Source organism: Serinicoccus chungangensis (assembly GCF_006337125.1).
Classification (GTDB): domain Bacteria; phylum Actinomycetota; class Actinomycetes; order Actinomycetales; family Dermatophilaceae; genus Ornithinicoccus; species Ornithinicoccus chungangensis.
The window spans coordinates 576,319-588,816 of the sequence record NZ_CP040887.1; the positions used below are offsets into that span (position 1 = coordinate 576,319).

At 74.6% G+C, this 12,498-nt stretch carries 9 protein-coding genes and 1 tRNA gene; 3 read left to right on the forward strand and 7 right to left on the reverse strand.

Features of this window, described 5'->3' with window-relative positions; genetic code table 11:
- The first annotated feature begins 44 nt into the window (after window positions 1–44).
- Window positions 45–1,205, forward strand: coding sequence for a M14 family zinc carboxypeptidase (locus FHD63_RS02655; RefSeq protein ID WP_139719912.1), 1,161 nt, complete (start codon window positions 45–47; stop codon window positions 1,203–1,205).
- 25 nt (window positions 1,206–1,230) lie between these two features.
- Here FHD63_RS02655 and FHD63_RS02660 read toward each other — a convergent pair whose 3' ends face one another.
- The 3 genes from FHD63_RS02660 to FHD63_RS02670 form a co-directional block, all read right to left on the reverse strand.
- A complete protein-coding gene (locus FHD63_RS02660; protein ID WP_139719914.1) occupies window positions 1,231–2,082 on the reverse strand; it encodes a uracil-DNA glycosylase family protein in 852 nt (283 codons plus the stop codon).
- 192 nt (window positions 2,083–2,274) lie between these two features.
- A tRNA-Leu gene (locus FHD63_RS02665) sits at window positions 2,275–2,348 on the reverse strand.
- 7 nt (window positions 2,349–2,355) lie between these two features.
- On the reverse strand, window positions 2,356–4,842 hold the full coding sequence (locus FHD63_RS02670; RefSeq protein ID WP_139719916.1) for a M14 family zinc carboxypeptidase: 2,487 nt from the start codon (window positions 4,840–4,842) through the stop codon (window positions 2,356–2,358).
- 162 nt (window positions 4,843–5,004) lie between these two features.
- Between FHD63_RS02670 and FHD63_RS02675 the strand changes: the two genes are divergently transcribed.
- Both FHD63_RS02675 and FHD63_RS02680 read left to right on the forward strand, forming a co-directional pair.
- Window positions 5,005–5,901 (forward strand): Bax inhibitor-1/YccA family protein, encoded by an 897-nt coding sequence (locus FHD63_RS02675; RefSeq protein ID WP_139719918.1) that lies wholly within the window; start codon window positions 5,005–5,007, stop codon window positions 5,899–5,901.
- Window positions 5,902–5,915: 14 nt separating this feature from the next.
- The gene (locus FHD63_RS02680) at window positions 5,916–6,242 is read left to right on the forward strand and encodes a hypothetical protein (RefSeq protein ID WP_174964889.1); all 327 of its coding nucleotides are present in this window, start codon (window positions 5,916–5,918) and stop codon (window positions 6,240–6,242) included.
- 21 nt (window positions 6,243–6,263) lie between these two features.
- On the opposite strand, the gene FHD63_RS02685 is transcribed toward FHD63_RS02680, so the two are convergent.
- The 4 genes from FHD63_RS02685 to FHD63_RS02700 all read right to left on the reverse strand — a co-directional run bounded on the left by FHD63_RS02685 (window position 6,264) and on the right by FHD63_RS02700 (window position 12,498).
- The gene (locus FHD63_RS02685; RefSeq protein WP_139719920.1) at window positions 6,264–7,229 is read right to left on the reverse strand and encodes a DUF808 domain-containing protein; all 966 of its coding nucleotides are present in this window, start codon (window positions 7,227–7,229) and stop codon (window positions 6,264–6,266) included.
- Between the two features lie 211 nt (window positions 7,230–7,440).
- Window positions 7,441–8,664, reverse strand: coding sequence for an acetyl-CoA C-acetyltransferase (locus tag FHD63_RS02690; protein ID WP_139719922.1), 1,224 nt, complete (start codon window positions 8,662–8,664; stop codon window positions 7,441–7,443).
- 163 nt (window positions 8,665–8,827) lie between these two features.
- Window positions 8,828–9,799: an NAD-dependent epimerase/dehydratase family protein gene (locus FHD63_RS02695; RefSeq protein WP_170215583.1), complete on the reverse strand. Its 972-nt coding sequence runs from the start codon at window positions 9,797–9,799 to the stop codon at window positions 8,828–8,830.
- Window positions 9,799–12,498 (reverse strand): alpha/beta fold hydrolase, encoded by a 2,700-nt coding sequence (locus FHD63_RS02700; protein ID WP_139719924.1) that lies wholly within the window; start codon window positions 12,496–12,498, stop codon window positions 9,799–9,801. The genes FHD63_RS02695 and FHD63_RS02700 overlap by 1 nt, the downstream gene beginning before the upstream one ends.

Sequence of the window (12,498 nt, forward strand, 5' to 3'; positions counted from 1 at the left end):
GCCGATGGGGTGGAAACTTCCCCCACCGTCGAAGGAGACGCCCCATGAGGAAGTCCACCCCTGCCCTGACCGGCGCAGCCCTGCTCGCCCTCGTCGCCGGAGCGGCTGTCCCGCTCAGCGCCCAGGCCGTGCCCGAGAACTCGCACTGCGGCACCGAGCCCGGCGACAACAACACCGCCTTCGTCGACTACGCGCAGCTGACCCGCGAGGTCCAGAAGCTGGAGCAGACCACCCAGGGCCGGGTGGACGTCGAGGTGGCCGGGCAGAGCAACCAGGGCCGCGACATCCACGTCGCGCGGGTGGGCGAGGGCGACACCGTCGTCTACGTCCAGACCCAGATCCACGGCAACGAGAACCACGGCACCGAGGCGCTGCTCAACCTGCTGCGCGAGATGGGCGGCAACACCGCCCAGGCCCGCGAGCTGCGCGAGAACATCACCCTCGTCGGCATCCCCCGGCTCAACGTCGACGGCGGCGAGAACGACACCCGCCAGAACCAGATGTCCTGGGACGAGGTCGTCGAGGCCTTCCCGCAGCTCGCGGGGGTGGAGCCGTCGTGGAACTACCGCGACTCGGTGCCCGGCTTCGACGTGAACCGGGACTTCAACCCCGACCTCGACTACGTGCCCCAGCCGGAGGACTTCCCCGGCACCAGCGCCGACACGGGGTGGTACATCACGCCCGAGGCGCAGGCCTCCCGCGACGTCTACAGCGACCTGGAGCAGGAGTTCGGCACGGTCGACTACTTCGTCGACCTGCACAACCAGTGGTCCTGCTACAAGCAGGAGGGCACCGACAACATGTCCAGCCTGTCGATCTCCGGGCGCTTCATCGCCGACCCCTCCGAGTTCGGTGACTGGCCCGAGTACGACTACGATGCCTCCCGCCGCGCCAACGTCGCGGTCTACGACGCCCTCCAGGGCCGGGGCGAGTCGGGCTTCGGCGACCTGACCCTCTACCCGCAGGACATCAACCTGCCGGGCACCGCCCTCGGGTCGTTCGCCCTGCGCGGCAGCGCGACGGTGCTCTTCGAGACGTCGAGCCAGACGCAGTACGACGGCAACAAGCGCAACGGCTACCTCACCAAGCAGGTGGAGGTGGGTCTGCGCGGTCTGCTGACCTCGGTGGCCGACGGCAGCATCTCCTCGATCGACCCGGCCGACTACGAGCAGATCCCCAACCGGGTGTTCCTGCCCGCCGACTGAGCCCGGCGCACCACCGCCGGCCGGCTCACAGCCGGGCGATGACCTCGTCCAGCATCGCCTCGGTGAGCCGGCCGGTGAAGGTGTTCTGCTGGCTGACGTGGTAGCTGCCGAGCAGCCGCACCGATCGCCCCGTCGCGCTCCGCAGGCTCGCCTCGGCGCCGTGGCCGAACCGGGGACGGGGCCGGGGCACCTGCCACCCGGCGGACCGCGCCCCGGCCAGGAAGGCGTCCCAGCCGATGCCGCCGAGCGCGAGGACCGAGCGCAGCGTCGGCTCCACGAGGGCCAGCTCGCGCTCCAGCCACGCCCCGCAGGTATGCCGCTCGGCCGCCGTCGGGGCGTTGCCGGGCGGCGCGCAGTGGACCGCGGCGGTGATGCGCACCGAGCGCAGGGTCAGGCCGTCCCCCGCGTGCGTGGACGAGGCCTGCGAGGCGTAGCCGGCCCGGTGCAGCGCGGCGTAGATCCAGTCGCCCGACCGGTCGCCGGTGAAGATGCGCCCGGTCCGGTTGGCCCCGTGGGCGGCGGGGGCGAGACCGACGACGAGGATCTCGGGCGCGGGGTCCCCGAAGCCGGCGGCGGGCCGTCCCCAGTAGGGCTGGTCGGCGTAGGCCGCCCGACGGGTGCCCGCCACCTCCTCGCGCCAGGCCACCAGCCGCGGGCAGGCGGCGCAGACGCTGACCCGTGCGTCGAGGGTGGCCAGGCCGGGGGACCCGGCCGCCTGCCTGCGCACCCCGCCCTCGCTGCGGGCCGACCGGGTGCCGGGCGGCGCCGGGTCCTGCGGCCACCCCGACCCGGGCGGCACGGGGGAGGGGAACGGGTCACCGGTGACCGGGTGCGGTGCGTCCGGGGGGACGGGGTCCGGCGAGGGTTGGTGCGGCATACCCCCATCCTGCCCGGGCCCACCGGCTCAGCCGTGCACGTGAACGCCTGGGCCGACGACACGCTCGGGCCCACCGGCTCAGCCGTGCACGTGAACGCCTGGGCCGACGACACGCCCGGGCCCACCGGCTCAGCCGCGCACGTGAGCGCCTGGGCCGACGACACGCCGACCGGCGTCTCAGGCCGTCGTGGGTGCCCCCGGCGGGACTCGAACCCGCACTGAACCCATTTTAAGTGGGCTGCCTCTGCCGATTGGGCTACAGGGGCGGGCCGCCTAGCCGGCGTCCGACCCCACCCAGAGCAGCGCCCGCGCGACGAGGGCGAACTGCCCCTTCGGGTGGGCCCGGAAGAGCGGCTCGGTGCCGAAGAGCACGCCCCGCGAGCCGTCCGTCTCGGCGCTGACGACGACCGCCTGCCCGGCAGCCGCCCCGGGGCCGCCCTCGCCGGCCGACGTGGCCCGCCAGTGCCCGCTGACCAGGGGCTCCTCGCCCAGGCGCTGGTCCACCCGCACGTCGTCGCCGAGCCCGGTGAACCACACGGGGGAGTAGACGAAGGTCTCACGGGTCGCCGCCGCCGAGATCGGGCTCGCGGCGTCGCTCTCGACGTGCACCACGCCGTTGGCGTCGCTGCGGCCGCGGACGGCGGTGGCCTCGACGAGGTCCACGGCGTCGTTGAGGCGGGCACCGGCGACCCCGCGGCCCACGATGCCGCCGCCGTCGGCGAGGAAGTCCTGCACCTCGGCGCGGGCCTCGTCGGACAGGTCGGCCCAGTCGAGACCGGTGGAGACGTAGAGCGCGTCGAGGTCGGACAGGTCGAGCCCGTCGTTGAGCGCGGCGCTGCTGACCTCCCGCACGGTCAGGCCCATCTCGGTGAGGGCCCAGCGCTCCTCGGCGCTGCCGGAGACCCCGACCACGCGGTCGGAGGCCTCGAGGGCCTCGCCGGACGCCCCCGAGGGAGCGGCGGCCAGCTCGACACCGAAGCTGTCGACGACGTTGCTCGCCGCCCAGGGGTAGTCCGCCGGGACGAGCAGCGCACCGTCGGCCAGCAGCTCGACCGGGACGCCCTGCTCCAGCAGCAGGGTGGCGGCCTGCACGTCCGCCGGGTCCTCCATCGGCAGCAGCCACCCCGTGGAGCTGTCGGCGAGCGACCCGGTGGCGTCGGCGCCGTCGACCAGCCCGCCGCTGACGCGCAGCGGGTCGCCGTCGGGCACCGTGTCGACGCTGGCACCCCAGAGCAGGGCGTGGCTCCAGCCGGAGATGTCGTACATCGCGTCGACCCGGTCCGAGATGTCGGTGCCGCGGCCGAGGATGGTGTTGGCCATGCCGCGCTTGGCCTGGTGCATGTCCACGACGTAGCTGCCGGCGGGGTAGGACCGGCCGGCGATGAGCCGCTCCTGCTCGAGCCGGGTCACCTCGATGTCGTTGTCGACGAGGAAGTCCACGAGCCGAGCCGCGGCCGGGGCGGAGCGCTGCCCCTCGCCGACGGGGACGACGTAGGCGCGCGGGTAGGAGGTCGTGTAGACGTCCTCCGGCCCGATCACGCCGTCGAAGAGCCCCTCCTCGACCGGCGTCTGCGGCTCCCCGGCCTCACCGCGGCGGAAGATCTCGATGTGGTCGGCGAGGAGCTCGTCGCGGTGCTCCGCGGCATACTCCAGCGTCCCGGAGATCGCCGCGTGGGCGATGTCGGTGTTGATCGCGGAACGCCGCCGCAGCTCCTCGGCGGGCAGGTCGTAGGAGGCGTTGTTGACCCGCAGCGGGATCTCGATGGTGTGCGCGACAGCACCGTGCAGCGCGGCGTACTGCGGGGTGAAGATCGGCGGCCAGTCGTCCCAGCCCTCGTCCCAGTCGCGCAGCGGCACCTGGACCGGACGGACGCCGTCGCTCTCGTCGTAGCCGAGTCCGTTGATGGCCTCCTCCATGCCCAGGCCGTTGGGGTAGGCGTGCTTGATGAAGAGGTCGTACTCGTAGTTCTCCCCGTGCGGCGGCGTCGTGGGCTCGACGAGGGTGCCGTTGACGTAGCCGTGCAGGTCCAGCATGAGCAGCGGCTGGGTGGCGATGAGCGCGTCGCGGACGGCCACGGTCTCGGGCTGGGTCGCGGTGACGAAGTCGCGGTTGAGGTCGAAGCCGGCCGAGTTGCGGCGGGTGTTGTCGTGCCGGCCGTCCGGGTTCATCGAGATGACGAGGTGGATGCGCGAGCGCTTGAGCAGCTGCTTCACCGCGGCGTCGTCGCTCGTCGCGTAGTCCTCCACGAGCCGCAGCGCGGCGTCGGTGCCCTCGAACTCGTTGCCGTGGATGTTGGCGTTGACGACGATCGGCGTCTTGTACTGCTGCGCCAGCCGCTGGTCCCGCGCGGCCGCCTCCGGGTCCTCGGTGATGAGGTCGCGGTAGGCCGCCTGCCGGCGGGCCTGGTTGGCGTTCTCCTTGGCGGTCAGGGTCACGAGGTAGACCTGCCGGCCGCCCGGGGTGTCGGTGAGCACCTGCGCGGAGACGCGGTCCGAGCCGGCCATCGCGGCGTTCAGCCGACGAGCGATGTCGTGGTAGGGCGTCAGGCCCGGCTTGAGGGCGGCGTCCGTCTCGTCCACCGGGGGCTCGGGCAGCGGGTCCTGGTGCGGGTAGGCCGCGTCGCTGACCGGCTGGGTGGCCAGCGGGGTGGCGGCGACCGGCGCGGTGGTCGCGGCCGGTGCCGGCGCGGCGGCCAGGCCGGCGCTGAGGGCCAGGGTCAGGACGCCGGTGAGAGCGACCGAGCCGGTGCGGTGTGACATGCGTCTCCTCGTCGTGGGGGCGCAGGCCAGGATAGCCCGCCCCGCCGACCCGCACCAGGCTCGCCCCGTCCACCGGAATCCCCCGGTGGCCTCGCACGTTTATCCTGGTGACACCAGACACCGGGGTCGCACGGCCCCGGTGCCGACCTACTTGGAGGATCCATGGCCGTCAACCCGGTCTTCAACCGCATCGACAAGGAGGCCGCCCAGGGCGGGTATGCCGGTTTCGGCAGCCAGCAGCAGGGCGGCTACGCCCAGCAGGGCTACGCCCCTCCCCAGGGTCAGCCCACGTTCCCCGCCGGCTACCAGCCCGGGCCCAGCGAGAGCATGTCCGACCAGCAGCTGCGCGACCTCTACGACCAGCCGCCCGCCGGCCCGGCGCAGACCGGTCGGCTCACGCTGGACGACGTCGTCGTCAAGTCGCTCATGCTCTTCGGCATCGTGGTCGCGGTCGCCGCCGCCACGTGGATGTTCGTCGGGCCCCGGCCCGAGGTGGCCATGCCGATCTGGCTGGTCGGCATGTTCGGCTCGCTCGGCCTGAGCTTCGCCATCGGCTTCAGCAAGAAGGTGAACGTCGGCCTCATCCTGGTGCACGCCGTGCTGCAGGGTCTCTTCCTCGGTGCCGTCAGCGTGACCTTCAACGCGCTCTACGACGGCGTCGTGACGACCGCCGTCGTGGCGACCCTGGCGACCTTCGCAGGCATGTTCATCGGCTGGAAGGCCGGCTTCATCAAGGTGACGAGCAAGTCGCGGCGCATCTTCGGCATGGTCGCGATGGGCTACATGGTCTTCCTGCTCGTCAACATCGGCGCCTCCTTCCTGGGCTTCGGCGACGGCTGGGGCATCTACGGCGGCCCGCTCGGCATCCTCGTCTCGCTGCTGGGTGTGGGGCTCGCGTCCTACAGCCTCGCCGTCGACTTCGACTCGATCGACCGCGCGGTCAGCGGCGGCGCCCCCGAGAAGTACTCCTGGCTGCTGGGCCACGGCCTCGTCGCCAGCCTCGTGTGGCTCTACATCGAGTTCCTGCGGCTCTTCGCGATCCTGCAGAGCAGCGACTGAGCACCCCGCACGACATGAGCGGTACACGGCCCGCCGGCAGCTCGTCTGCCGGCGGGCCGTCCGCTGTCGTCGACACGGAGACCGAGCGGGTCGTCCGCCGCTGGCAGCAGCTCCCCCTGGACCGGGCGGGCACGGCATACCCGGGGGTGCGTGAGGTGGTGCAGGACCTCGCCGACGCGGTGGCCGACCGCACGGGCGAGGAGCGGGCGGGTGTGCCCGACCTCGGCCCGGGGGTGGTCGTGGACCAGCTGCGGGTCATGGTCTACGACTGGCGGCAGGCCGGCCTGCCCGAGGCCGACCTCGCGGGCAGGCTCACCGCCCTGCGCCGCAGCCTGCCCTGACCGAGGCTGCCGGTCGGCAGCTCAGTGCGCCTCGGTCCCGGCGTGGTCGTCGTGCTTCTTGCCGATCGGCAGGAGCGAGACGACGCCGACGAGGGCCAGGCCCACGGCGAGGCCGAGGACGGCCGAGAAGAAGGTGTTCGTCAGCCAGGCGAGGACGCCGGCGATGGCGGGCACGAGGCCGGCGACGACCTCCTCGGCGTGGTGGACGAACTCGTAGATCGGGTGGAAGCCGAGGTCGTCCATGCCGACGAGCAGGATGTGCCCGCCCACCCACAGCATGGCCACGACGCCGACGATCGTCAGCGTGCGCAGCACGATCGGCATGGCGGCGACCAGGCCGCGGCCGAACCGCTGGGCGCCCTCGCCCTCGCGCTGGGCCAGGCCCAGCCCGATGTCGTCCATCTTGACGATGAGCGCGACCGCGCCGTAGATGAGCGCGGTGATCCCGAGCGCCACCACGACGAGGATGATCGCGCGGCTGAGCAGCGGCTCCTCGCTCACCTCGTTGAGCGCGATGACCATGATCTCGGCGGACAGGATGAAGTCGGTCCGGATCGCGCCGGAGGTGACCTTCTTCTCCGCCTCGGGGCCCCGCTCCACCGCCGGGGCGTCGTGGGACGCGTCGTGCCCGACGCCCAGCCACTCCAGCACCTTGTGCGCGCCCTCGTAGGAGAGGTAGCACCCGCCGAGCATGAGGATCGGGGTGAGCAGCCACGGCACGAAGATGCTGAGCAGCAGGATCGCCGGGACGATGAAGAGCAGCTTGTTGCGCAGCGAGCCGATGGCGATGGTCTTGATCATCGGCAGCTCGCGGCTGGGGTCCACGCCGGTGACGTAGCGCGGGGTCACCGCCGCGTCGTCGACGATGACGCCCGCGGCCTTGGCCCCGGCGCGACCGGCGGCGCCACCGATGTCGTCGACGGACGCGGCTGCGATGCGGGCGAGCGCCGCGATGTCGTCGAGCAGGGCAGCCAGACCAGCAGCCATGGGGTCACCTCAGGGGGGTGGGGAACGGACAGATCGGCGTCAGGCTACCGGTCGATCGCCAGACGTGCGGGCCCGCGACGACGAGCCGGCCCACGTCATACCTGCACCTGAGCGGAGAAAGGTGCCCGACTCGGGGGGTGCAGCCGCTGTCTGGGGGGCCTTTCTCTGCTCAGGTCGCGACGAGGGGCCCGAGGGGGGCGCGTCCGGGCCGTCAGGAGAGCCGCTCGAGGACCATCGCCATGCCCTGGCCCCCGCCGACGCACATGGTCTCCAGGCCGAACTGGCCGTCGCGGGTCTGCAGGGCGTTGATGAGGGTGGTGGAGATGCGGGCGCCGGTCGAGCCGAACGGGTGGCCGAGGGCGATCGCGCCGCCGTGGACGTTAAGCCGGTCCTCGTCCATGCCGAGGGCGTCGGCCGAGCCGAGCACCTGCACCGCGAAGGCCTCGTTGATCTCGTAGAGGTCCATGTCCGAGATGCTCATGCCCGCCCGCGCCAGCGCCTGCCGGGAGGCCTCGACCGGGCCCAGGCCCATGATCTCGGGGGAGAGGGCCGACACCCCGGTGGAGACCACGCGGGCCAGCGGCGTCAGCCCGAGCTCGGCGGCACGGGTGTCGCTCATGACGACCAGCGCGGCGGCCCCGTCGTTGAGCGGGCAGCAGTTGCCGGCGGTGACGGTGCCGCCCTCGCGGAAGACCGGCTGCAGCTGGCTGACCTTCTCCAGGGTCACGCCGGGGCGCGGGCCGTCGTCGGTGCTGACCACGGTGCCGTCGGCGAGGGTGACCGGCGCGATCTCACGGGCGAAGACGCCGTCTGCGATGGCCTGCTCGGCGCGGTTCTGGCTGCGCACCCCCCACTCGTCCTGGCGCTCGCGGGAGATCCCGAGGGAGGTGGCGACGTTCTCGGCGGTCTGGCCCATGGCGATGTAGGCGTCCGGCAGCAGGCCGTCCTCGCGCGGGTCGGTCCAGGTCTCGTTGGAGGCGGCCCGGGCCTCGGTGCGCGCGACCGCGTCGGCGAACAGGGGGTTGCGCCAGGACTCCTTGCCGCCCCCCGCGCCGGAGAAGTCGGCATACCGGGACACGCACTCGACGCCGGCGCTGATGAAGACGTCGCCCTCACCCGCCTTGATGGCGTGCATCGCCTGGCGGGTCGTCTGCACCGAGCTGGCGCAGAAGCGGTTCACCGTCGAGCCGGGCACGGTGTCCAGCCCGAGCAGCACCCCGACCACCCGGGCCATGTTGAAGCCGTGCTCGCCCCAGGGCTCGGCGCACCCGAGGTAGAGGTCGTCCACCGTGGTCGGGTCCAGACCGGGCACCTGCTCGAGGGCCGCGCGGATGACGCCGGCGGCCAGGTCGTCCGGGCGCACGGTGGTCAGCGACCCCTTGAACGCGCGGCCGATGGGGGTGCGGGCGGCGGCGACGATGACGGCCTCGGCCATGGTGTCCTCCTTGACGTGAGCGGTATGCCGTGAGTCTAGGTGAGCGCTGCGCCGCCGCCGGGGGAGAGGTCCGGCCCGGGCCGCTCCCCGAGCAGCGCGGGTGCACCGGGTGCGCCCTCAGGACGGCCGGTGGGGCGGCACGACCGCTGCGGTCGCGCGCGGCTCAGAGGCGGGTGAGGCCCTCGTCGATGGTCACGGACGGCCGCCAGTCCAGGACCTCCCGGGTGTGCCGCTGGTCGAACCAGTGCGCCGTGGACAGCTGCTCGGCCAGGAAGCGCGTCATCGGCGGCTGGGTGATGGTCGGGACCCCGGGGAGGCGTCCGGACAGCGCGGTCGCTCCCTCCACGGCGGCACCGAGCCCCCACGCGAGGGGCGTGGGCAGGTGCAGGCGGGGGGCGGGGGCTCCCACTGCGCGGCAGATGTCACCGACGAGCTCGCCGATCGGCCGCGGCTCGCCGTTGGTCACCACGAGGGCCTGGCCGTGGGCGACCTCGATCCGCTCCAGCGCGGCGACGAGGGCGGAGGCGGCGTTGTCGACGTAGGTCGTGTCCACCAGCGCCGTGCCCGCGCCGACCAGCGCCAGCCGACCCTGCCGGGCGCGCTCGGCGATCCGGCCGACGAGCTGGGTGTCGCCCGGTCCCCACACGAGGTGCGGCCGGACCGCCGTCGTCCGCAGCTGCCCGGAGTCCGCCTCGAGGGCGAAGAGCTCGGCGGCCGCCTTGGTGCGGGCGTAGTGACCGCGCGCCCGCATCGGCGTGGCGGGCCCGGCCCCGGCGCCGCTGAGGGAGCGGCCGGTGTGGGCCACCGAGGGCGAGCTGACCTGCACCAGCCGGCCACCGCCCTGGGCGCGCAGGGCCTCGATGACACGTCGTGTGCCGCGCACGTTGACGTCCACGAAGTCGCGCCACGGACCGACGACGTCGACCTTGGCGGCCAGGTGCACCACGGCGTCCTGCCCGGCCACCGCCCGGTGCACGGCGTCGGCGTCGCGGATGTCGCCGAGCAGCTCGCGGTGCGGCCCGCCGGCGGGCCGCCGCTGCATGACGGTCACGTCCCAGCCGCGCTCGGCGAGCAGGTCGGCCACGGCCCCGCCGAGCATCCCGCTCGCGCCGGTGACGAGCACCCGCCCGGTCATCAGCGGCTCCTCGTGCGGGGTGCCCCGCCCCGGCGGGTCCGGCGCTGCCCGTGCAGGACGGCCTCGGCCCAGTGGGCCAGCGCGGTGCGGTCCACCTTGCTCGCGTGCCGGACGTCCACCGGCAGCCAGTCCCGCACGAGCACCGCCGCCACCGGCACCCCGGCCGACGCGCGGGCCCGGGCCGCGAGCTCCGGGTCGGCCAGCGCCCGGGCCCCCCGGGGCGCGCCGGTGGCGCGGGCGAGGGGGCCGGCCCGCCGGGTGGGCACGAGCACGAGGACGACCAGCCGGGTCCCGGCCGGGCCGACGCCGACCACCGCCACGTCGGCCAGCCCGTCCAGGCCCCGCACCCGGTCCTCGACGGGGTAGGGGGTGACCGGCCCGTCGGCCGTCGCCACGACGTGCGTCAGCCGGCCCTCCACCCAGAGCCGACCCTGCTCGTCCAGCCGGCCCACGTCACCGGTCCGGTGCCACCCCGCCGGGCGGGCGCTGGCCCGCTGCGCGCCCCAGCGCCGGTCGTAGCGGTCCTTGACGTGCGGCCCCCGCACGACGATCTCGCCGACCACGTCCGGGTCGCTGCGCAGCTCCTGCGCCGGCTCCCCGAGGTCGTCCAGCGGGGCGATGCCGACCTCGACGCCGGGCACCGGCGCCCCGACGCACACCCCCGCGCCGGGTGGCGCCGCACCCGGGCCGGAGGCCGACGCGGTCGGGTCGTGGGTGGCCACCGGCAGGGCCTCGGTCATGCCGTAGGGCGTCTGCGTCTGCGCGCCCGGCAGCACGGCGCGCACCTCGTGCAGCAGGGAGGTCGGCACCGGGGCGCCGGCGGAGAGCACCAGCCGCGGTCCGGCGAGCACCTCCCGCTGGTGCGCGGTCAGCGACCCCGCGGTCGCGACGACGTTGCGCAGCGCGGCGGGCGCGGCGAAGACCATGGTCGCCCCGACCGCGTCGACCGCCCGGGCGAGCGCGTCGGCGGTGAGGGTGTGCGGGGCGGTCACGTCCATGTCCGGCACGGCGCTCGTCAGGCCCAGCGCCGGGCCGTAGAGCGCGAAGGGGGCGAAGGCCGCCACGAAGCGCTCGCCGGGCCCGAAGCCGAAGGTGTCGCGCAGCAGGGCCACCTGGGCGCCGAGGCCGCGGCGGGTGTAGACCACCCCCTTGGGTGGTCCGGTGGCGCCGGAGGTGAACAGGACCGCGCCGTCGGCGTCCTCGTCCAGGTCCTCCGGCAACGGGGTGTCGTGCCGGAGCCCCTTGGCGGCGAGGTCGGCCAGCGTCGACCCGGAGCGGTCCACCCGGATCCGCCGGCCGGGCACCCGGGTCAGCGCGGCGAGGGCCAGCGCCGGGGTGATCCCGATGACGTGCCGGGGGCCGGCGCCCCGCAGCGCCGCCCCCAGGCGGCCGAGGCCGAGGCCGGCGTCGGCGATGACGACGACCGCACCGAGGCGCCAGACGGCATACACGACCGTGGTCAGGTCGATGCCGGGCGGCACGAGCACCGCGACCCGGTCACCGGGTCGCACGCCCCGGCCGGCCAGGCCGCGGGCGAGGGCGTCCACCCTCCGGCCGAGCTCGCCGAAGGTTACCTGCCGCGGTCGCGGGCCCCCGAGCTCCACCACCGCCGTCTCGTCCGGCCGGCGGAGGTCCACGGCCACCGGTACGGTCGTCGCCCCGCGGTGCTCGACGGGCGCCCCGTCACCCGGCCCGTCCGGGGCGGCCGCGCCACCCGGGACCTGCTGCTGCACCCAGTCCCAGACGACGCCGACCGCCTCCGGGCTGTCCTCGAGCACGAGGTGGGAGGCGCCGGGGCAGACGTGAACGTCGGCCTGCGGCAGGCGACCCACCAGGTCCTCGAGGTAGCGCTGGGAGAACACCGGGTCCCGGGGGCCCCAGACGAGCAGCGCGGGCACGTCGAGCCCGCGCACCCCGTCGGCGATGGCGTCGAGGGCGGGCCGGCTGGGGTGGTCGTCCTCGAAGGGGATGTCGCGCACGAAGTCCGCGACGGCGTCCCGGCGGCGCGCGCTCGCGTAGGGCGCCGCGAAGGCGTCGCGCACCTCCCGGGGCAGCGCGGGCCGGGACAGGGCGGTGGTCGCCCGCACGAAGGCCGGCGTGGTGCGGCACACCCGCGCCAGCAGCATCGGGGCCCGGGCGAGGCGGATGACCGCCGGCGCGGCGTGCTCGACCGGCTGGTGCACGGCGGTGTTGGTGAGCACCACCGCGGCCAGCAGGTCGGGGTGCGCGAGCGCCCACCCCAGCGCGACCGGGCCGCCCCAGTCGTGCGCGAGGGCGACGACGGGGCCGCGGAGGTCGAGCGCCTCGGTGAGACCGGCGAGGTCGTCCACCCGCTGGGCCAGCGTGCGCGGCCGGCCCGGGCGCTCGGACCAGCCCATCCCGAGCTGGTCGACCGCCACCACCCGCCACCCGGTCGGTGCCTGCTCGAGCACGCGGCGCCACAGATAGGACCAGGTGGGGTTGCCGTGGACGGCGAGCACGGTGCCGCGCACCGGGACGCCGGCCGCCTGCAGCTGCGGGCCGTTGTCGAGCAGGTGCCACCGACGGGTCAGCCCGTCGGCGTCCGGCGCGAGGACCACCCGGGACCAGCCCGGGTCCACCCCCGGGACGCCGGTCGGCGGCAGCCCCACCTCCTCGTGCGCGGACCGGCGGGCGGGGTCGTGGACGGACTGGCGCGGGGTGCGGGCAGCGGTGGGCAC

Bases quoted from the DNA above. Each gene is read 5' to 3' on its own strand.
- FHD63_RS02655 (WP_139719912.1), top strand. From the start codon at position 45: ATGAGGAAGTCCACCCCTGCCCTGACCGGCGCAGCCCTGCTCGCCCTC.
- FHD63_RS02660 (WP_139719914.1), bottom strand. From the start codon at position 2,082: ATGCCGCACCAACCCTCGCCGGACCCCGTCCCCCCGGACGCACCGCAC.
- FHD63_RS02670 (WP_139719916.1), bottom strand. From the start codon at position 4,842: ATGTCACACCGCACCGGCTCGGTCGCTCTCACCGGCGTCCTGACCCTG.
- FHD63_RS02675 (WP_139719918.1), top strand. From the start codon at position 5,005: ATGGCCGTCAACCCGGTCTTCAACCGCATCGACAAGGAGGCCGCCCAG.
- FHD63_RS02680 (WP_174964889.1), top strand. From the start codon at position 5,916: ATGAGCGGTACACGGCCCGCCGGCAGCTCGTCTGCCGGCGGGCCGTCC.
- FHD63_RS02685 (WP_139719920.1), bottom strand. From the start codon at position 7,229: ATGGCTGCTGGTCTGGCTGCCCTGCTCGACGACATCGCGGCGCTCGCC.
- FHD63_RS02690 (WP_139719922.1), bottom strand. From the start codon at position 8,664: ATGGCCGAGGCCGTCATCGTCGCCGCCGCCCGCACCCCCATCGGCCGC.
- FHD63_RS02695 (WP_170215583.1), bottom strand. From the start codon at position 9,799: ATGACCGGGCGGGTGCTCGTCACCGGCGCGAGCGGGATGCTCGGCGGG.